The following is a 20,483-nucleotide window of genomic DNA, read 5'->3' on the forward strand; positions in this document are numbered from 1 at the left end:
CCGACAGATGCAGGCTTTTAAGTGATCAGATTCAGGTCTGTGCAGGCAAGCGACGTACTAACAACAACATGAGTATTGCTGAAATAATAATACAGGGAATAGCTGCAGAAATGACTCCAACAGCACCAAAACCGGCAGATAGCAACTGACCTGCAATTGCTGGCCCAAGCATAGCTCCAACCCGTCCTACAGCAGATGCCATACCTACTCCACTAGCCCGGATATTAGTCGGATAAACAATACTGCCAAACGCATACAGTACCCCTTGGCAACCAATGACAAAAGCACCAGTTAAAGCAGCTGCCCAGTACATCTGCTGCAAGGAACCCGCTGCACTTAAACTAAACAGCCCGGCAGCAATACCGCCATACATGAGGAGTATGACATAGGCCTTTTTCCAGCGATCTGTCAAAATACCCAGAATAATTGTACCAACGGTAGCTGCGACCATGAAGAAGAACTGTGCAGTGCTGCCTTCTTTACGCGAGAAACCGAGTTCCATAAACAGGGACGGTAACCAGCTTAACATGATATACACCACCATCAGGGTCAAAAAATAACTGCCCCATACCAGCAAAGTCCGTAATAAATTTTCTTGGTTGAACAGTGGTTTAAATGAACTTGGTGTTTCGATTCGGGGTTGTAATTGTCGGGATTGCAAAAATTCATGTGATTCTGGCAAAAATTTAACCATGATCGGAATAACAATAATCGGTAGCAATCCACCCAGGTAGAAAATATTTTTCCAGTCAGCCCCAAACTCCAGACTGGCGATATAGGATAGTGCGGCAGCGCCGACCGGCATACCGCAGTACATTAAACCTACAGCACGGCCACGCTGGGCAGGGCTCACGGCTTCTGAAGCCAGAGTAATCAGATTCGGCATAGCCGCGCCTAGCCCTGCACCTGCCAGCAACCGTACCACTAGCAGGCTATAGAAACTGTTGACCCATACCGTGCACAAAGTAAATACCGCAAAGGTTGCAACTGACCAGATCAGAACTTTTTTACGGCCAATCCGGTCTGCATAACGTCCCCCGATTAATGCGCCCGGTAACAGCCCCAGAATACCAGCACTAAAAAATATGCCTAACTGTGAGCTATCTAGCCCAAAATGTTCACGGATACCGGCAGCTGCAATTCCCGCAGCCTGAATATCTAGCCCTTCAATGACAGCAATTAAAAAACAGATAACCACCGTAATAATGGAATGCTTTTTATTTGATCCACCCATCTAGCGTATCCTTAAAGTAGAGGTGATGACTTAGCCTCACATCATCCAGAAGGCCAACATTTAATATAACTATCCATAAGTTCTAGAAATTTCTGTTTTTTTATTAATTACTGGACTTTTCTTCTAATATAAAAATACTGAGATAGTGATAAAAACAATAACTGGGAAATAATACTGACTAAAAAACTCAACAATAGAGCTGTAAATACTATATTTTTTAGCCTAACTTCTACTAATTTTCTGATAGCTAAAACTAATAACTTATTATTTTTTGAGTAATTTTAGCACATCAGGTTTTAAAATTTTTTTATTATATTCCTCTATAAGCTCATCACAATTAGCTCTTAATCAGGTGAATTTTATTTTTATGGCTCTTCAGACTATTAATTTTAATATTTGATGATTTACCTGGTCATTTCACTGTCCTGAACTACAGGTTTTTTAAATTAAAATAACTTGGTTCAATTCATTATCAGACTGGAAATTAAAATTTTTTGGTCGCCTGAATATGTTTCATCAAAGTTTTTCACCGCTTTGGCGAAAGTATATTGTTCTTCACCAGATGTTCAGTCATAATTTGCATAAGCATTATGCAATGGGCTACGCCTGTTCATATTTTGCTTACACTCAAAATACTGCAACCATCCAGACACTTAATTCTTAAACTATCCGGATGGACAACAAGGATATTTTTTTAAAATGACTCAGCAAGCACAGACCATTCAAGGCTCAATTGTCGCCATTGTCACCCCAATGTTTGAAGATGGTAGCGTAGATTGGAAGGGTCTTGAGAAGCTGGTTGAGTGGCACATAGAACAAGGCACTAACAGCATTGTTGCTGTTGGCACAACAGGTGAAGCATCGACTTTAAGTATGGCTGAACATACACAGGTGATCAAAGAAATCATTCGTGTGGCCAACAAACGTATTCCTATTATTGCCGGCACTGGTGCGAACTCAACACGCGAAGCCATCGAACTGACTAAAGAAGCCAAGGAACTGGGTGCAGATGCTGCCCTGCTGGTGACTCCTTATTATAATAAACCGACACAAGAAGGTCTTTATCAACATTATAAAGCGATTGCTGAAGCTGTCGATTTACCACAGATTTTGTATAATGTACCAGGTCGTACTGGTGTAGACATGCAGAATGAAACTGTAATCCGTCTGGCTGATCTTCCACAGATTGTTGGTATTAAAGATGCTACCGGCGATATTATGCGGGGCTGCAAACTGATCGAAGGGCTGAAAAACAAGATTTCAGTATATTCGGGTGATGATGCTACAGCATGCGAGCTGATTCATGGCGGGGCTCAGGGGAATATTTCTGTAACTGCCAATATTGCACCTAAGATCATGAGCGAAATCTGTGCAGCTGCAATCAAGGGAGATAAGACTTTAGCTCTTGAACTTAACAATAAAGTATCAAATTTACATAACATTCTATTTTGTGAATCGAATCCAATTCCTGTGAAATGGGCTCTTCATGAAATGGGTCTGATTGGCACTGGTATTCGCTTGCCGCTGACCCCACTTGCAGAACAGTATCGCACCCCACTGCGTGATGCCCTCAAAGCAGCGGGTATACTTGAATAAGAGCACAAAGATTATGCAGTTACGTATTGGTTTAGCCCTGACCCTTTCAGCCTTAAGTCTGGCTGGTTGCAGTTCCATGAGCATCAATAATGGTTCTCTTGACTATAAAAATACAACCACACTAGAACCACTTAAATATCCTGAAGGTTCTCTGGTACGACCAGCTACGCCGCTGTATCCGGCACCTACAGTTGAACAGCTCGCCATTGATAATGCGCCTAAACTTGAAAATAAGCGGGGCAACCGTTTTGCCCTGCCTCGTCCAGAATCAGCTCAGCAAGGTACAAATCAGTCTGCTACAGCTCAGAATGTGACTGAAACTGGGCGTCCTCAAGTAGTGATGGATGGTAACCGCAATCCGTTACTTAAAATTGAGGGTAACTCGGCAACGATCTGGCAATATACTCTTGCCACGCTGAGCAGCCTTAACTATAGCGTGGTTGGCCAGAGTAAAAATGGTCATGAAGCCACTATTAAAGCTGATAACCGGACATATGTTTTAAGACTAACCTCCGTAGGTGCAAGTCATACACTTGCTGTGTTTAATGCCGATAATAGTTTTGCAGATCCACAGCAGGCTGCAGAGCTGTTAGCTCAGATTTACCAAAATTGGCCAGCCTAGTCGTACTAGGCATTTTTTTTGTAAAAAGGTTCCTCCATGTTAAAACAAACCTTGCTTTATACGGGTAAAGCGAAATCTGTATATGAAACAGATTCTGCCGACCATCTGATTTTAGTCTTTCGTGATGATGCCTCTGCGTTCAATGGCGAAAAAATCGAACAACTAGATCGTAAGGGCAAGGTGAATAACCGTTTTAACGCCTTTATCATGGAAAAACTTGCTGCTGCCGGGATCGAAACTCATTTCGAGAAGCTGCTTTCACCTACAGAAGTTCTGGTCAAGAAACTGAAAATGATTCCGGTAGAATGTGTGATCCGTAATTATGCTGCAGGTTCATTATGTCGTCGTCTAGGTATCGAAGAAGGTAAGGAACTTAATCCACCTACTTTTGAACTGTTCTTTAAAGATGATGGTTTAGGTGATCCAATGGTAAACGAGTCTCAGGCAATTGCCTTGGGCTGGGCTACTGCGGAGCAGCTGGAACAGATGAAGGTTCTTACCTATAAAGTAAATGAAGTTCTAAAAGACCTGTTTGCTCAGGGCAATATGCTTCTGGTAGATTTCAAGCTTGAATTTGGTGTGTTTCATGACCGTATAGTACTTGGTGACGAGTTCTCTCCAGATGGCTGCCGTCTATGGGATAAGGATACCAAGAAAAAACTCGACAAAGACCGTTTCCGTCAGGGATTAGGAGGTGTTGTTGAGGCCTATGAAGAAGTAGCTGCACGTTTAGGTATTGATCTGTCCGACATCTGAAAATAGCAGTAAATCAAAAAACCGGACATAGAGTCCGGTTTTTTATTTTAATAGTATTATGTTTGGACACTTCAATCATGGATTTATTATTCAGATAAGTATAATTTTTTACCCAGCAATTTAACGGCCCTGATAACACTGTTTTAATTTTTGATAATCATAATAAAAACTTGTGGGTTGGTAACGTGCATAATTGCAAGCTGGTTTAAATAAAGTTTCTTTTTCGTTATAAAGCATTTTTACTAGCGTATGACCTTGAGGATTTTGATAAATATCCCACTGTATGTTGGCGGCCATAGGTGAAACTGTTTCGCCCCGCCATGTGCTGGTAGCATAACTATAAGTCTGATGCAGGGCTAAAGGTTGCATCATACTATGCAGATCAAGACTGGTCGCAAGCGGAATAATAATTTCTGCATGGGCAAAACGTAAAACAGCTTTATAAGGTTGTGTTTTCTCGATAACCTGATCAGCTTGTTGAAATAAATCCTGTTTTAGGCCATATGCTATTTTACTTGTTACCTGATTTGATTCTAAAAAGCTTGGTCCTTTTTCATAAAAGTCATGAGCATCATTAAATTCAGCGTAAAACCTGGCAGCATTTAAAGGCATGTATTTAGCAAAGTCTGTTCCTCGTAATTCACTTTGCATTCCACCTGAAATCGAATAAAGCTCATACAGATAAGCTGCAGCATCTACCGTGCTTGCGATTGTATTTTTACCCTTACCCTTTTCTGTAACTTGCTCCCCTGCAGGAGTAGTGACCGTAAATGAGCCTGTATTACTGAAAATATAGTCAGGTAAACCGAGCTTTCGAATAAAATCTGCCTTAAAGATGGGTTCGAGTACAGTTAATGCAACTGCCTCAGCCTGAGTATGGTTAGATAATTCATCAAGTTTCTTGTTCAAGTCATCATTATTTTCTTCAAACTGTTGATAGGTCTGACTCGTCTCATAAATTTCCTGTTGATGAGGGTTAAGTGCTTTAATTAAATCTTCCTCTGCATTTAAGCGGTGAAAATAAAGCTTGAAGCGGTCGACTCCACCTTCTTCAATGGTAGGAGAAATAGTACTGGTCAGACTGGTATAGGAGTCAGGTTCTATTTTATTTTTAAGCTCACTTCGCTGCTGAATTAATTCAGCTGTGAAAAATTTTGCACTATCGACTGCCCGGTCCACTCCAGAACTTTGTATCCAGATTGAAGCATCCTGATTAAACAAGTTTGGTAAACGCTGCAGTAAGCGGTCAGCAATTCCACGATGTTCCAAAATGCCTGTCACAGTTTCATTACCATAACCAAACTGGCGAATACCTTCTACCCCATAGCCTAAAAGTATATTAGCTTGCATCATAGTTTCTAGGTCTTTACCCAGTTGTTCCCCTAAAGGAGTTAAGGCATTTTCTGCTTTCGCCTGTTTCCATAAATGATATAAGGCCAGATCATACTTAAGGCTTGATAACCCTCTTGATCCATGACGTGCAACCATCTCTGTAAAGACAGGCTGAAAGCCTGAAGGAACTGGCTCGTAACTTTTTATATCCTGTTGTGGCTGATAAGGGGTTTTAGTTTGATAATATTTTGACTCAGTATGATTTGAAGGTGGTATGACTAAATTTTTACTGGTTTCATCGTTACAGGCAACTATAAATAAATTTAAAGCTAATATGCTGATTTTAAATATTTTATTCATATAATTTAAATAATAGATAAGGAAATGCTGGGTATAATAATTTAATGTTATGTCAATTTTATTACTAATTTTAAAAGAGGATCTCTGCTAGAATATTCTATTAATTGTTTTATAATTGGGTGAATAGTATTGATTAAATAGTTTCCATTAAAATAAGAAGTTAATTTTTAAAATAGAAATTTAATATTTAACTGTAAAGCAGCAGTAGGAAATTTATAAAAAATAATAGAAAAGCTATAAGCTAATATTTATAGAGTGGCTTTTAAATATTAAGAAAAAGGTAAAAATAGTGTTTTATAAAAATAAAAATGGAGCCAAGACTCCATTTTTATATAAAATTTAAAATATTAGGCTTACTTAGCGAACAACTTTTGCATGAGGGTCATGGTGCACTGTTTTACCCAGTTTAGTACCCGTATAAATTAGATAAAGTGCAGACAAACCAACCAATACATAAATAATTCGGGATAGAGCACTCATTTCACCAAAAATTGCAGCAACTAGATCAAAATTAAATGCACCAACCAGGCCCCAGTTAATTCCACCAATAATTGTTAAAGCATATGCAATCCAGTCGATTGTATTAAGTCTCATAGGTTACTCTCCAGCCATCTATTTGATATATTAATTATGAGAATTTAATTAAATTTAATATGTTGTTTTGATGCTAAAAAGCTGTTTTCTATGTTGAGCTAGTGTCATTTTATAGAGTTTAAATTTTAACTAGGTTACTTTTATTTGTACAATTAGTGTTCAATGTAAACTTATAAAAATTGAGTTTTTTAGCTATAAAAGAAATACTATTAAATATTTTATATAATTTAAATTCCTTATATAGAGTGCCTAAAGATTAAAAATTTTGGAATTTTCTATTTAAAAAATTTATCTCTAGCCAATTACTAACTTATGATCTTAAAATTAAGAGAATAAATAACTTTAAAATATTTAATGAAATTTTTTATTTTTTATATAACCCATTAAGTAAATATAAATAAATATACCAAAAATAAAAAAGGCTTATCGGAAGACTCAACTTTTCAAAATAATATCTAGAAAAATAGGCTGAATATCATTAACAGACTTTTTAAATCCTAAAAACAAGGGCCCGGGTACGGCCCTTGATTTACTGTTGCTGTTGTTGCTGCCAGCGGCGCTGTTGTAGCTTCTCACCTTCCACTTCCCGCTTATTACGTGCCGACTCATACAATTGAGTACCTTTTAGCTCAGGGGGCAAGTACTCCTGTAATACAAAATGCTCCGGATAATCGTGCGGATATAGATAATTCACTCCATAACCTTGATCTTTCATCATTTTGGTAGGCGCATTTCTTAAATGTAGGGGAACAGGCAGGTTGGCAGTTTTCTCGGCCAAGGCCAAGGCCTTATTAATTGCCAGATAAGTACTATTACTTTTCGCACTGGTAGCCAGATATACTGCTGTCTGACCTAAAATAATCCGTGCTTCAGGCATACCCACTGCCTGAACTGAACGGAAGCATTCTCCAGCCAGTAAAAGTGCATTCGGATTAGAATTGCCAATATCTTCTGATGCTGCAATCAGCATACGGCGTGCAATAAATACCGGATCTTCTCCACCTTTAAGCATCCGGGCCATCCAGTACAAAGTTGCATCCGGATCACTTCCCCGAATTGACTTAATAAATGCTGATACTAAATCATAATGCTGTTCACCGGATTTGTCGTAACGTGCGATATTCTGCTGTGCAACCTTAACCACGATGGCATTATTAATTATATTTTCAAGGCCGGGTTCAAAGGTACTGGCAATCAGATCAAGTAGATTGAGTGCCTTGCGAGCATCTCCAGCAGCAAACTGGATGAGTGCATCATATTCTTCAATCTGGATATGCCGTTCTTTTAAAAATTCATCTGTTTGAAGTGCTTTATCAAGCAAGGTTTGAATAGATTCGCTATCAAGAATATTTAAGGTATAAACCTGGCAGCGTGACAAAAGCGCACCATTTACCTCAAAAGACGGGTTCTCAGTTGTCGCTCCGATTAAGGTGATTTTACCTTTCTCTACCGCATTTAATAGCGCATCCTGCTGAGACTTGTTAAAGCGATGAATTTCGTCAATGAAAACTACAGGTGTCAGCAGATCGCCACTTTCAGCAATAATTTCCCGTAGTTCTTTAACCCCAGTATTGAGCGCTGAAAGGCTAATAAAAGGTCGATCTACAGCCTGTGCCAGAAGCAAGGCAATAGTAGTTTTACCCACACCCGGTGGACCCCAGAAAATAATAGAAGGCAAATGCCCCTGATCAATCATCTGCCGTAAAGGTGCCTGCTCACCGAGCAGATGATCCTGTCCGATAATTTCTGAGAGGTCACGTGGACGCAGACGTTCAGGTAGAGGGATTTGAGTATCTGACATATTCTTTTTGCATTACTGTATAAGCTTTTATAGTAGCGTATTTTCAGGCTGCTGCACGGCAGTTTTTAAGCAGTACTGTATATAAGTGCGGGGCAAAAATAGCAAATATTCTGGCTTAAATATCAGCTTCATACCCCGATGCTTCATGAGCCAGCCGTTAGTTTCAAAAGTTTTGCATTTTTGCCATCCTCAATAACCCAGATCGAACCATCCTGAGCTTCCTGTAATCCCCGAATACGTTCCTTCATATCAATACGCTGAATTTCTTTCGCCGGGTTTTGCTCCAGATCTACGATAATCAAAGCCTCTGAAGACAGCCCTCCAATCAGTGCCTTCCCCTGCCACTTGGGAAATTGCCGGCCTTGATAAATCAGCAGACTCGAGGGAGAAATGACAGGTGTCCAGCTTAGCTCGGGTTTTTGAAATTCAGGTCGGGTTGAATGGTCAGGAATCGCTTTACCATCATAATGGTCTCCATTGGAAACGATGGGATAACCATAGTTTTTCCCCTCTCTAATCAGGTTCAGCTCATCCCCACCTTTCGGTCCCATTTCTACGACCCAGAGCTGATTTTTAGCATCAAATGCAATCCCAAGCGGATTTCGATGTCCGAATGACCAGATCTCGGCGGTTACTCTACTCTGCTGTGCAAATGGATTATTACTGGCCGGTGTACCGTCATCGTTTAGATGCAGTACTTTCCCAAGATTAGATTTCATATCCTGTGCCGGCGTAAACTTCTGGCGCTCACCTGAGGCAATCCAGAGTTTTCCTTCATGGTCAAAAGCCAGACGATGACCATAATGGCCTTGCCCCGAAACTTTTGGTATCTGACGCCAGATTACTTCATGGTTTTTTAAAGCTGGCACTGCACTGTTCAGGTCCAGCCGGGCTCTGGCGACAGCTGCTCCCTGTCCTCCAGCACCTTTTTCCGCATAACTATAGTAAACCCACTGGTTTTGATTAAAATTTGGATGCAATACGATATCGCCCAGACCGCCTTGCCCACCGTATGCTACTTCAGGCAGACCTGTGATATTTACTGTACGTTTTGTCAGCGGGTCAAATAGCTTGAGCTGACCTTTTCGTTCAGTGACCAGTAGTCGCTGGTCAGGTAGGATAGCGAGTGCCCAAGGTTCATTAAACTGGGTAATTTGCTGTACTTTAAATATCTGTAATTGCTTAGAAGTTGAAGTCTGGTCAGCCTGTTGATGGCTTTCCGGAGTATTAGTGTGTCCCTGATTTGAATTACAGCCATACAAGGTAAACAGGCTAAAAAATAATATAGATGTTATGCGGAATTTATTGTTATACATTACTTCTCTCTTAAATTCTGACTATATTTTCCATCATACAAATGAATGAATATATCTGTCCGATTTAATCAAAGTATTGCTTTACCAAATATTTCCTTTTGATTTAATTAATTTTCAGGAAAGTTAAAGCTTATGGTTCAGGGTGCTTAAGGCCAGAAATAATTTTGCAGTTCTGAATAGTAAGGTCAGCCCGACAGGTCTGGCGCAGCTGTTGTAACTTTGTACGGAAATTTTCAAGGCGTTGAAGTTTTTGTTCAATATGTCCCAAATGATCTTCTAGCAGTTGATCAACTGTATTGCACTGTTGATACGGCTTTTTCAACAGTTCAGTCAGCTGTCCAATTTCTTTAAGTGACATTCCCAGTTCACGGCAATGCCGGATAAAGATAAGCTGTTCAAGCGCAGTGTCATCATAATAACGATAGTTATTATTACCCCGTAATGGCAGCGAAAGCAGATTTTTCTTTTCATAAAAGCGAATACTGTCTACCGAAATTTTACTTTTCCTAGCCAGTTCACCAATCGAATACAGCATACGTTCCCCTCTTGACTCTGGAGTTACTCCAGACTTTTTAATTATTCTATCTGATCTTTCAGGAGTTGAATAATGGCAGGTTGCTGTAGTTGTCAGGAAACACAGGCCAAAAGCCGTAAATTCAGAAATGCGCTGTGGATAGCCCTATTTTTAAATTTCACTATGTTTATTGTTGAGGTTACAGGTGGAGCACATACAGGTTCCACTTCACTCTGGGCTGATGCACTGGATTTTGCAGGAGATTCTTTCAATTACCTGATTTCTATTTTCGTACTGGGTCTTGGATTATACTGGCGCGCAACAGCTGCCCTGCTAAAAGGACTGATGATGCTGGTTTTTGCTTTCATTGTTCTGGGCAAAGTGGTCTGGTCCTATATACATAGTGTACCGCCAGAAGCAATTACTATGGGTATTATTGGTACACTGGCACTGATCGCTAATATCCTGACTGCCCTGATTCTATATGCTTTTCGGGATGGCGAAGCCAATATGAAGTCTGTGTGGCTGTGCAGTCGTAATGATGCGATTGGTAATATAGCGGTAGTTCTGGCTGCTGTAGGCGTATTTGGAACACAGCAGGTCTGGCCAGATTTAATTGTAGCCTTAATTATGATTTTACTTGGCTTAAGCTCCAGCCTTACTATTATCCGGACCTCATGGAAAGAACGGATTCAGGCCAAGCTCGGATGAGATAGAATAAAAGAGAAGCTTGAGATACTTCTCTTTTATTTTTAATTTAACGTACCCAGCGCACGATATATTCTTCTATCTGGTCTTCCTCAATGTCCAGTTCAGAAATACAGCGGCCGGCTGCTGATTTTTTGGCTTTCATCACACTTTGGCGACTGCCGGTATTCAAATAGTGCCATGAAGGTAAATTTTTACCTTCAGACAGACGGCGATAAGCACAACTCGGAGGTAACCAGTGAATTGTAGCGAGCTTTTCTGGAGTCAGCTGGATACAGTCAGGAACCTGCTGTTTCCGGTTGGTATAATCACTGCACCGCGCTGTCTTGCAGTCCAGTAATTTACAGGCAACTTTGGTATAGGCAACCTCTTGAGTCTCTTCATCTTCAAGTTTGACCAGACAACACAAACCACAGCCATCACAAAGCGCTTCCCACTCTTCCGGGCTAAGTTGTTCAAGTGGATAGACTTTCCAAAACTGTGGACGCAACGGCTTCACCATAATACTTCATACAAATTTACTACCTGAACAGTATATCATTGTGTGTTTTGACTTTTAAAAAATACATCTCTCACAAATCATTTACTTAACGCAATACCTGGTATAATTTTTAAACACAAAGCTCACACTTATATTTTATTTTGCTCTCTATACTAAAAACACATTAATAAAAAATTATGGAGATAAATTATGTTTCGTTGGGCGATTATTTTTGCGGTGATTGCACTAATTGCAAGTCTGTTAGGTTTTGGTGGCGTAGCAGGCTTATCTAAAGACTTTGCAGTGATTCTGCTTGTGATTGCAGTTATTCTGGCAATCGTTGGTTTTATCTCACGCGGCCGAGTATAAATATATATTCATCGTGTTATAAAAAAGAAGGATTTATCCTTCTTTTTTATTTTTTCATCTTATTAAAAACATAAATTTTCACATTTCTTCTTTTATATTCTTTTTCTTTTCAGTCATTTTAAATATTTTTTATGATTTAATCAGGTCATTCTCTTAAGTTTATACAAGGATTGATCAGAATGACTTCAACAATCAAAACCCGCGAAATTCATTATAACGTAGCAGATGGTACCAATTTAGTTGGCTATTTTGCTGCGCCAGAATCTGATGCACCAGTAGCGGGTGTGATTGTAGCGCCAGAATGGTGGGGCAGAACTGAATATACTGAACAACGTGCCCGTGAGCTGGCTGAGCATGGTTATGCTGCACTTGCAATTGATATGTATGGTGACAAAAAGGTAACTATCGACGCGGGCCAAGCCAATGAATGGATGACCCAAACTTTTCAGGATCCGGACACAATAGTGACTCGTGCGTCAGCTGGCCTAAAGGCTTTGGCTGAACAAAATGAAGTAAATCCGGATAAACTGGCAGCAATAGGCTTTTGCTATGGGGGCAAGGTCGTCCTTGATCTGGCACGCTCAGGTGCACCACTTAAAGCCGTTGCTACTTTTCACGGTAATCTCTCTGCAAAAGAGCCGGCACAGCCTGGAAAAATTCAGGCTGAAGTTCTGGTATTGCACGGTGAACTCGACAGCATGGTCACTCTAGATGATGTAGCCAGTTTCAAGCAGGAAATGCAGGCAGCGGATGTAGAGCATGATGTTATTGTATTTGAAGCAGCAAAACATGGTTTTAGTAATCCATTAGCCGATGAACGTGCCCGGGCCAATGGAGTAGATCTGGGCTATAACGCAGAAGCAGAGCGACAAAGCTTAAAGGCCATGTATGATTTGCTACAACGTCACCTTTAACCTATAAAAGATTAAAACCGCAGTAAGGTGCTGATTACCTTACTGCATAGATTCAACCTATAAATAAAACGATGAGGGTATAATCATGATTGAAAATAATTGTCCATATTGTGACTTTGATGAATATGATGTGATTGATAAAAATGACTTTGGTGCCATTTTGCCTGAGCCAAAACCGTTATCTAAGGGACATTCTGTTATTATTCCCCTGCGCCATATCAGTTCATTTTTCGATGTCACTGATAAAGAACGTAAAAGTCTGATGTCGCTTCTGGAACTGGCGCGTAATGAACTTAAAATTCGTCATCAGCCTGAAGGTTTCCATATCGGCTTTAATGATGGTTCTGTCTTTGGAGAAGCTTCCCAGCATCTCCATATCCATATTATTCCACGCTATGCGGGTCAGGCTTTAAGACTGGACGAGCGCTGGGGAATACTGGACGAAGAATAAATGAGTAGATGATGCCTAGGGCATCATCTTTTATCCTGGTTACTGGGTTTAATGATTTCTGCCGTTTACTATAACGGTGCTATTTATCTTTAATACTTAATCTTTAAGCTGTTTAAAACACCTGCCATGAAACAGCCTTTTTCCAACTAAAAAATCTATTCTCGCTGTAGTTCAGCTATAATCTCTAGGTAATTCTTGCCTGAAATTTATATGTCCGAATTTTCCTTTTCACATGCTTTACTTGAATGGTTTGATGTTCATGGCCGGCATGATCTGCCTTGGCAAGTCAGTGATGATCCCTATAAAGTCTGGGTTTCAGAAATTATGCTTCAACAAACCCAGGTCAAGACTGTGCTGCAATATTTCGAACGCTTTATCCAGCGGTTTCCTACTGTAAATGACTTGGGACTGGCTAGTTGGGATGAAGTAGCCCTATACTGGGCTGGGCTGGGCTATTATGCACGTGCCCGAAATCTGCATAAAGCAGCTGGAATAGTTAGCTGTGAAGGCAAATTTCCAGACAGTCTTGAGGGCTGGATTGCTTTGCCCGGTATAGGCCGCTCGACAGCAGGCGCATTAATGTCACTCGGATTGCGCCAGTATGGTGTCATTATGGATGGCAATGTTAAACGGGTACTGGCACGCTTTTTTGCAATTGAAGAAGATTTGAGCCAGCCGGTACAGGAACGCAGACTCTGGAAACTGGCAGAAGAGCTATGTCCGACTGAACGTAACCATGATTATACGCAAGCTATCATGGATCTGGGTGCTACCATTTGTACCCCCAAAAAACCGTTATGCCTTTACTGCCCGATGCAGCAGCACTGTCTTGCCCATCAGCAGGGATTAGAAACTGAATTGCCTTATAAAAAACCAAAAAAGCCTGTGCCGCTGAAACAGGGCCATATCTTATTATTGCAAAGCCAAGACCAATGGTTATGGCAGCAGCGGCCAGCTAGCGGTCTCTGGGGCGGCTTGTATTGTCTGCCTATAATTGAAGATAAGCAGCAGTTTTCTCAGCTGCTGGCACAATATGGTTTAAAGCAGAAACAAGCGCCCATTCAGTTTACACATGGCTTCACTCATTTTACCTGGCTGCTGGATACCTATCTGTTCCACGTGGAACCAGAACAACGTGAGTTTCTACAGACTGAACTGGGTGGTGAATGGCTGAGCCCTGAACAGGCTCTAATGCGTGGTCTGCCAACGGCTATGAAAAAATTGATTCAGCTTATCGAGTGATGACATACTGGTTACTGTCATTTTATAAACTTATTTAATCAAGGAAGTCGTGTGTCACGTTTTGCCGGTTATATTTTTTTAAGTTTGTGTTTTATCTTGATAGCGGCCTGTACCTCTGCGCCGAAAAAACCTTCTGCCCTACCCGCTGCCCAAGTAAGTAAACTTCATCGTATGCAGCTTGCTCCGCGTTTGCCGGTTCCAGTGAAGAGTATGGAGCGTCAACAACTCAGTGATACCTGGGGAGTGTCACGTAGTAAAGGACGCACTCATGAAGGTATTGATATTATGTCTCCACGCGGTACAAAAGTTTATAGTGCCACAGAGGGGCTGATCGCAGATCTGCGCAATAACAATCTTGGAGGTAAAGTCATCTGGATTTTGGGACCAGGTGGCAGCTGGCACTATTATGCCCATCTTGATGGGCACAAGCGAGGTCTGGAAGTCGGTGATTATATTAAAAAGGGACAGCTCATCGGTTACGTAGGCAATACTGGTAATGCCCGTCATACAGCCCCTCATCTTCATTATGGAATTTATCTGCAAGGCAAAGGTCGTGGTGCAGTGAATCCTTATCTGTATCTGCGTTAGGAAAAAAATATGTCAGAAGCTTTAATTCAACGGCTGGTCGAGTTTGCAGAATCTGGAAACCAGCAGAAAATTGTGCTGGCCGGACAGAGTTACCAGGGCTGGATAATGGAAATTACTGAAGATGCGCTGATGATCAGCACAGGTTTTAATGATAAGAATGGTAAAGATTTCTGGTTAAAGTTTGACGATCTTGCTATTGCCGAACTATATTTTTGGAATAATCTTACCAGTGAGTGGATAAGATTTACTATTTAATGACCTTAAGTTAAACCACTCAGGGAGCACCATGATGACCCCTCAGCGCTGCGGATGGTGCTCGGATGACCCGCTTTATATTGCCTATCATGACCAAGAGTGGGGAAAACCTGAATATGATGAGCAACGCCTATTTGAAATGCTGTGTCTGGAAGGTCAGCAAGCCGGCCTCTCTTGGATTACCGTTTTAAAAAAACGCCAGGCTTATCGGCAGCATTTTTTTCAATATCCAATTGCTAAGATTGCCAGCTTGAGTGATGAGCTGTTACAGCAAAAAATGCAGGATTCAGGTCTTATCCGTCACTTGGGCAAGTTGAAGGCTATTCGTGACAACGCAGTTGCCTGGCAAAAACTTAAAGCTGAAGTCGGTGACGTAGGCCTCTGGTTATGGCAAGTTGTCGATGGTCAACCTTTATATCGAAATGTAACAGATTTTCGTCAGGCTCCTGCCCAGACAGAGACCAGTCTTGCACTTTCAAAAACTTTAAAAAAATATGGTTTCAAATTTGTTGGACCGACGACCTGTTATGCTTTTATGCAGGCAGTCGGTATGGTTGATGATCATGAAAATAGCTGTAAATTTAAGTCTAAGCCAAACATCCGCTTTTCTGCCAAGGAGTTGTTATGAGTCAGAAGAATACTATTCGTGCCTATGCTGCCATGCAGCCAGGTGCAGCACTGGTTCCCTATGAGTTCGATGCCGGTGATTTACAGCCACATCAGGTTGAAGTCAAGGTTGAGTACTGTGGCTTGTGTCACTCTGATATTTCAGTACTAAATAATGACTGGGGCAGTTCGGTTTATCCGGTTGTGGCTGGTCATGAAATTATCGGTACAATTATTGGCTTAGGCTCAGAAGCCAGAGGCTTGCAACTGGGTCAACGTGTGGGTATCGGCTGGACAGCAGAAAGCTGTCAGCATTGTGATTACTGTATTGCCGGCGATCAGGTAATGTGTAATGGTGGTTCTAAAGCGACTATTGTTGACCATGCTGGCGGTTTTGCTGAAAAAGTTCGTGCCGACTGGCAATGGGCGATTCCTCTTCCCGATGATCTGGATCCACAAAGTGCCGGCCCCCTGCTCTGTGGCGGTATTACTGTATTTGACCCCTTATTAAAACATCAGATTCAATCTGTACATCATGTCGGTGTTATCGGAATTGGGGGCTTGGGCCATATGGCCATCAAGCTGCTTAAAGCATGGGGCTGCGAAATTACTGCTTTCACTTCCAGTCTGGATAAAACACCCGAGCTGATTGAAATGGGTGCAGATCACGTAGTAAACAGCCGTGATTCTGCGGCACTTAAAGACCAATACGGCAAGTTTGACTTATTGCTCAGTACCGTTAATGTCAGTCTGGACTGGAAATCCTATCTACACACACTGGCACCACATGGTACCGTACATATGTTGGGACTCACCCTTGAACCGATGCAGGTACCAGTAGGAACCCTTATTGGAGGGAACAAATCAGTGACGGGCTCACCCACCGGTTCACCGGCGGCTTTGCGTCAGTTACTCAAGTTTGCAGCACGTAAAAATATTGCTCCACAGATTGAACTGTTTCCAATGTCACAGATTAATGAAGCTATTGAACGCCTGCACTCAGGTCAAGTACGTTACCGGGTGGTTTTAAAAGCAGATTTTGACTAACTGTCTGTGTTATCAAGTTTTTGTTTTACCCATTCTGCCAGTTTATCAATTGACTGGCAGATCTCATGACTTAAGCCATGTCCGGCATTTAAACGGATAAAATGCCGGTAGCGCCGGTCTTCTCCAAATACTTCTCCCGGTACAATGTTAATACCATGCCGCTGTGCAAAATGATACATTTCTAGTCCGTCAATCTGTACCGGAAATTCCAGCCACAGGGCATAACCACCCTCAGGCTGACTTAGACCGATTTTAACGCCTTGAAAAGCCTTTAAAATATATTCCTGATATTGTCTTACCTGCTGCATAAGACGGGGGCGTAAACTATTTAAATGTTCACGGTAACTGCGGCTATATATCAGATCGGCCAGTGCAAGCTGCAATGGTGTATTGACGATGGCATTTCCATTTAATAACCCGATTCTAAAAGACTGTAGCTGCTGGCTGATACATACCCACCCAATGCGGTAAGCAGATGATAAAGACTTGGAAACTGAACCGCAGTAGATGACATAACCGGCCTGATCCCAGTACTTAATAGGTAATGGTCGTTCCAGATTAAAGCCGCATTCAGCATAAATATCATCTTCAATCACATAACAGCGGTAGCGTTCTGCCAGCTGTGCAATCTGTGCCTTTTCTGTATTGGTCAGACAGTAGCCAAGCGGATTCTGGTAATTCGCAGTCATCAGACAGGCCTTTACCTGCCCGCTTTGCATCATCTGTTCCAGCCGGTCCAGATCAACGCCTGCATGACTGGCCGGTATTTCGATAATTTTACGCTTCAGACTGGCCAGTAGCTGTAACTGGCCATTAAAACTTGGGGTTGGTACCAGAATGCTATCACCCACTTCAGTAAGCTGCTGAATAATGAGTGATAATGCAGGCATACAGCCACTGGTAATTAAAATATCTTCTGGCTGAATATACAGGCCATCTTCTGCCCAGTGTTCGCTTAAAGCCTGACGTAACTTTTTATGGCCCTGCCGGTCACTGTATAGAAAGTCTTCCGGCTGGCTATGCTTGAGCGCACGCTGAATCGAACGGCGCAAAGCCTCTACAGGTACCAGTTGTGGTGATAGCTGGATAGCCCCCAGATGTACTAAATTAGTCTGAATGGAAGCCTGCTGTATTTCAATTTGCAGTTCAAGATTACTGACATCACGCGGTCTGGACTGGAAATCTAAATGACGGGGTAACGGGTTTTGTAATGACTGCCCTTTCACAAAATAGCCAGATCTGGGCCGTACATAAATTAAGCCTTGAGCTTCCAGTAATTCATAACAGCTTTGTGCAGTGCTCAGGCTCACTTCATGCTGCCGGGCAAAATCCCGAAGAGAACTGAGCCGCTGATCGGCTTTTAAAGCTTGGCTGTGAATTTTTCCGGCCAGCTGACTGGCAAGAAGTTGGTAGTGAAATGCCATATCTGTACTGCTTTTTTAAATTTTTTTGTGTCTGTAATGCTCTATAGCATAGGTTTAAGCTGAAAAAAATTAAAATTGAGCAAAACTTGATGAAAACTTGTACTTTATTATTTATTTGTCTATGGCTAGCAGCTTGTCAGCCACAATATCAGCAGAATACTTCTCAAAATGCACTGTGTCAGTCATTAATTGGAGGTTATTTAAAAATGCAGTCACTGCCTGGCTATCAGCTCTGGAAAATTACAGCACTCCCTTCCAGCACAGAGTGGCATTATCTTTATAAGAAACCTACTGAAAACGGGCTGATTATGACAGGTCTACTTCAGCCTAAAATCGAGTTTGTCTGTTCACAACAGCAGCAGCATTTACGACTCGAATTATTGCAGACATCCAGACAGCTCAGGCTCCCATTATTTGAGCTCCGTTTGCCTGTGCCAGCCTCTCAGGTAAATGGTTCAAAATGAAAACCCGAGCTTAATTCCTGTACCAGATATTCGATCAGTAGCCTGACCCGTTTTGGTAAATGTTCCTGCTGATAATAAACCGCATGAATAGGCTGATAATGTAATTCAATCTGGTCTTCAAACAAGGCAACTAGTCTGTTCTGGGCCAGATCCTGACCCACCAGAAATTCAGACAGGCAGGTAATTCCATGATGCAACAGGGCCAGCTGCCGTACAGTCTCACCATTAGATGCCCGAATTGGTGCAGTTGCGGTAAAGTATTCATTACCCAGTTTGAGAGGCCAAGTGTTCAAATGCTTGGGAGAACTAAACCCGATTAACTGATGCTGCAATAGCTCCCCAGCAGTTTGTGGAGTGCCATACTGTTCCAGATAAGCGGGGCTTGCAACTATATATAAGCGGCTTTGAGTGAGTAAACGAGCATGCAGACTTGAATCATTCAGCTGACCAAAACGGATAGCCACATCGGTCCGATGTTCTAAAAGGTCAATAATCTGGTCATGGCTGTTCAGTTCAATTTCAATATATGGATAGCGCTGCATAAATTTCTGCATGAGTGGAGCAATTACATGCAGCACAAAGGGGGTGGCCGAATCGATCCGGATTTTACCGGAAACCTCGTGGTCAGATTTAAGCAGCAGCTCTTCAGCATCGTTCAGCTCATTGATAATCTTGCGTGCACGCTCTAGAAACAGTTGGCCTTCCTGTGTCAGCGAGAGCTTGCGGGTAGTACGTTCCAGTAACGTAACGTTTAACTTACTCTCCAGACGCTGCAAAATACGGCTTAATCCAGAAGTTGACTGGCCGAGCTGTTCAGACGCCTTAACAATCGAACCACTATCCACAATACTGACAAAAACCTGCAGCTCTTCAAAAGTAGATTTCATCACATCCAATTAATGACAAATTAACAATAATATTTTGCAGATTATCTACTTTTTTAGCAACAAAGCTTCCGACAAAATAATCTTAACTATTTAAAAATATGATCGAGGTTACGATGATTATTCCTAAAATCGGTGTAGGTACCTTTCGCCTGTCTGGCCAAGCCGTCATTGATTCAGTCAGCCAGGCACTCGACGTTGGATACCGGGCGATTGATACAGCCCAGATTTATGGTAATGAAGCAGAAGTCGGTACAGCCATAAAGCAAAGCAAGGTCTCCCGACAGGAGCTTTTCTTAACCACCAAGATCTGGACTGGAAATTATGCACCAGAACGGATGATTGCCAGCCTGAAGGACAGCCTGCACAAGTTACAGACAAATGCTGTGAACTTGACACTCATTCATTGGCCAGCACCCGGTCTGGGCTACTCTGCTGCTGAACTGGTGCAGAGCCTGTATCAAGCCAAAAAGCTGGGACTCACCGAACATATTGGTGTGTCCAATTTCAATATTGCCCAGACAGAAGAGGCGATTGCAGCAGTTGGACCAGACCAGATTGTAACCAACCAGATCGAGCTAAGCCCTTATTTGCAAAACCGTACATTAGTACAATATCTGCAGAGCCAGAATATACAGGTTACCTCTTATATGACACTGGCTTATGGCAAGGTGCTGCAAGACCCTGTTCTTATGCGTATTGCAGCCTTACATGAAGCGAGTACCGCCCAGATTGCCCTGGCATGGGCCATGCAGCAGGGCTTTTCAGTAATTCCATCTTCTACCAAGCGTGAGCACCTGCTCAGTAATCTAGAAGCCCAGAAAATTCTGCTGAGCCATGAAGAAATGCAGCAAATCGCCGAACTTGAACGTAATGGACGGGAAATCAGTCCGGAGCAGCTGGCACCAGCGTGGGATTAAGTACG

General features: G+C 41.9%; 23 protein-coding genes. 14 read left to right on the plus strand and 9 right to left on the minus strand.

The window, feature by feature from the left end; all coding sequences use genetic code 11:
• Positions 1-31 precede the first annotated feature (31 nt).
• The gene (gene mhpT / locus ACRAD_RS13900) at positions 32-1,234 is read right to left on the minus strand and encodes a 3-(3-hydroxy-phenyl)propionate transporter MhpT (RefSeq protein ID WP_005023956.1); all 1,203 of its coding nucleotides are present in this window, start codon (positions 1,232-1,234) and stop codon (positions 32-34) included.
• Positions 1,235-1,933: 699 nt separating this feature from the next.
• Between mhpT and dapA the strand changes: the two genes are divergently transcribed.
• From dapA to purC, 3 genes are read left to right on the plus strand one after another with little or no spacing between them, the layout of a single operon-like run.
• Positions 1,934-2,830 carry a 4-hydroxy-tetrahydrodipicolinate synthase gene (gene dapA / locus ACRAD_RS13905; protein ID WP_005017708.1) on the plus strand — a complete coding sequence of 299 codons (897 nt, stop codon included), beginning with the start codon at positions 1,934-1,936 and terminating at the stop codon, positions 2,828-2,830.
• A 13-nt stretch (positions 2,831-2,843) separates the two neighbouring features.
• Positions 2,844-3,452, plus strand: a complete 609-nt coding sequence (locus tag ACRAD_RS13910; RefSeq protein WP_005023954.1) for a hypothetical protein — start codon at positions 2,844-2,846, stop codon at positions 3,450-3,452.
• Positions 3,453-3,488: 36 nt separating this feature from the next.
• Positions 3,489-4,208 carry a phosphoribosylaminoimidazolesuccinocarboxamide synthase gene (gene purC, locus ACRAD_RS13915; RefSeq protein WP_005023952.1) on the plus strand — a complete coding sequence of 240 codons (720 nt, stop codon included), beginning with the start codon at positions 3,489-3,491 and terminating at the stop codon, positions 4,206-4,208.
• Positions 4,209-4,328: 120 nt separating this feature from the next.
• Here purC and ACRAD_RS13920 read toward each other — a convergent pair whose 3' ends face one another.
• From ACRAD_RS13920 to ACRAD_RS13940, 5 genes are all read right to left on the minus strand, one after another.
• Positions 4,329-5,900 carry a histidine-type phosphatase gene (locus tag ACRAD_RS13920; protein ID WP_005023949.1) on the minus strand — a complete coding sequence of 524 codons (1,572 nt, stop codon included), beginning with the start codon at positions 5,898-5,900 and terminating at the stop codon, positions 4,329-4,331.
• A 357-nt stretch (positions 5,901-6,257) separates the two neighbouring features.
• Positions 6,258-6,494, minus strand: a complete 237-nt coding sequence (locus ACRAD_RS13925) for a DUF378 domain-containing protein (protein WP_005023947.1) — start codon at positions 6,492-6,494, stop codon at positions 6,258-6,260.
• Between the two features lie 529 nt (positions 6,495-7,023).
• A complete protein-coding gene (locus tag ACRAD_RS13930) occupies positions 7,024-8,295 on the minus strand; it encodes a replication-associated recombination protein A (protein ID WP_005023946.1) in 1,272 nt (423 codons plus the stop codon).
• Between the two features lie 143 nt (positions 8,296-8,438).
• Positions 8,439-9,611, minus strand: a complete 1,173-nt coding sequence (locus ACRAD_RS13935; protein ID WP_005023944.1) for a PQQ-dependent sugar dehydrogenase — start codon at positions 9,609-9,611, stop codon at positions 8,439-8,441.
• Between the two features lie 130 nt (positions 9,612-9,741).
• Positions 9,742-10,146 carry a MerR family transcriptional regulator gene (locus ACRAD_RS13940; RefSeq protein ID WP_005023942.1) on the minus strand — a complete coding sequence of 135 codons (405 nt, stop codon included), beginning with the start codon at positions 10,144-10,146 and terminating at the stop codon, positions 9,742-9,744.
• A gap of 72 nt (positions 10,147-10,218) precedes the next feature.
• Here ACRAD_RS13940 and ACRAD_RS13945 point away from each other — a divergent pair, with 72 nt between their 5' ends.
• Positions 10,219-10,836 carry a cation transporter gene (locus ACRAD_RS13945; RefSeq protein ID WP_005023940.1) on the plus strand — a complete coding sequence of 206 codons (618 nt, stop codon included), beginning with the start codon at positions 10,219-10,221 and terminating at the stop codon, positions 10,834-10,836.
• A 46-nt stretch (positions 10,837-10,882) separates the two neighbouring features.
• On the opposite strand, the gene ACRAD_RS13950 is transcribed toward ACRAD_RS13945, so the two are convergent.
• Positions 10,883-11,335, minus strand: a complete 453-nt coding sequence (locus tag ACRAD_RS13950; RefSeq protein WP_005023938.1) for a YcgN family cysteine cluster protein — start codon at positions 11,333-11,335, stop codon at positions 10,883-10,885.
• A gap of 189 nt (positions 11,336-11,524) precedes the next feature.
• Between ACRAD_RS13950 and ACRAD_RS13955 the strand changes: the two genes are divergently transcribed.
• From ACRAD_RS13955 to ahr, 8 genes are all read left to right on the plus strand, one after another.
• Positions 11,525-11,683, plus strand: coding sequence for a DUF1328 domain-containing protein (locus ACRAD_RS13955; RefSeq protein WP_005017692.1), 159 nt, complete (start codon positions 11,525-11,527; stop codon positions 11,681-11,683).
• 179 nt (positions 11,684-11,862) lie between these two features.
• A complete protein-coding gene (locus tag ACRAD_RS13960; RefSeq protein ID WP_005023935.1) occupies positions 11,863-12,597 on the plus strand; it encodes a dienelactone hydrolase family protein in 735 nt (244 codons plus the stop codon).
• Between the two features lie 85 nt (positions 12,598-12,682).
• Entirely contained in the window at positions 12,683-13,048 is a 366-nt protein-coding gene (locus ACRAD_RS13965) for an HIT family protein (RefSeq protein ID WP_005023934.1), read from the plus strand.
• A 210-nt stretch (positions 13,049-13,258) separates the two neighbouring features.
• Positions 13,259-14,290, plus strand: coding sequence for an A/G-specific adenine glycosylase (gene mutY / locus ACRAD_RS13970; protein ID WP_005023932.1), 1,032 nt, complete (start codon positions 13,259-13,261; stop codon positions 14,288-14,290).
• Between the two features lie 51 nt (positions 14,291-14,341).
• Complete coding sequence (locus ACRAD_RS13975; RefSeq protein WP_005023931.1) at positions 14,342-14,878, plus strand: M23 family metallopeptidase; 537 nt, start codon at positions 14,342-14,344, stop codon at positions 14,876-14,878.
• A gap of 9 nt (positions 14,879-14,887) precedes the next feature.
• Positions 14,888-15,133: a hypothetical protein gene (locus ACRAD_RS13980; protein WP_005023928.1), complete on the plus strand. Its 246-nt coding sequence runs from the start codon at positions 14,888-14,890 to the stop codon at positions 15,131-15,133.
• A 34-nt stretch (positions 15,134-15,167) separates the two neighbouring features.
• The gene (locus tag ACRAD_RS13985; protein ID WP_005023927.1) at positions 15,168-15,761 is read left to right on the plus strand and encodes a DNA-3-methyladenine glycosylase I; all 594 of its coding nucleotides are present in this window, start codon (positions 15,168-15,170) and stop codon (positions 15,759-15,761) included.
• The gene (gene ahr, locus ACRAD_RS13990; protein ID WP_005023926.1) at positions 15,758-16,786 is read left to right on the plus strand and encodes an NADPH-dependent aldehyde reductase Ahr; all 1,029 of its coding nucleotides are present in this window, start codon (positions 15,758-15,760) and stop codon (positions 16,784-16,786) included. The genes ACRAD_RS13985 and ahr overlap by 4 nt, the downstream gene beginning before the upstream one ends.
• Here ahr and ACRAD_RS13995 read toward each other — a convergent pair.
• Positions 16,783-18,210, minus strand: a complete 1,428-nt coding sequence (locus ACRAD_RS13995) for an aminotransferase-like domain-containing protein (RefSeq protein ID WP_005023924.1) — start codon at positions 18,208-18,210, stop codon at positions 16,783-16,785. The genes ahr and ACRAD_RS13995 overlap by 4 nt on opposite strands.
• 89 nt (positions 18,211-18,299) lie before the next feature.
• Between ACRAD_RS13995 and ACRAD_RS14000 the strand changes: the two genes are divergently transcribed.
• Complete coding sequence (locus tag ACRAD_RS14000; RefSeq protein ID WP_005017672.1) at positions 18,300-18,674, plus strand: hypothetical protein; 375 nt, start codon at positions 18,300-18,302, stop codon at positions 18,672-18,674.
• On the opposite strand, the gene ACRAD_RS14005 is transcribed toward ACRAD_RS14000, so the two are convergent.
• Positions 18,653-19,561, minus strand: coding sequence for a LysR family transcriptional regulator (locus ACRAD_RS14005; RefSeq protein ID WP_005023922.1), 909 nt, complete (start codon positions 19,559-19,561; stop codon positions 18,653-18,655). The genes ACRAD_RS14000 and ACRAD_RS14005 overlap by 22 nt on opposite strands.
• Before the next feature lie 113 nt (positions 19,562-19,674).
• On the opposite strand from ACRAD_RS14005, the gene dkgB reads away from it, so the two are divergent.
• Entirely contained in the window at positions 19,675-20,478 is an 804-nt protein-coding gene (dkgB, locus tag ACRAD_RS14010) for a 2,5-didehydrogluconate reductase DkgB (RefSeq protein ID WP_005023920.1), read from the plus strand.
• The last annotated feature ends 5 nt before the right edge of the window (positions 20,479-20,483 follow it).

Origin of the sequence: Acinetobacter radioresistens DSM 6976 = NBRC 102413 = CIP 103788, from assembly GCF_006757745.1 — a bacterium.
Classification (GTDB): domain Bacteria; phylum Pseudomonadota; class Gammaproteobacteria; order Pseudomonadales; family Moraxellaceae; genus Acinetobacter; species Acinetobacter radioresistens.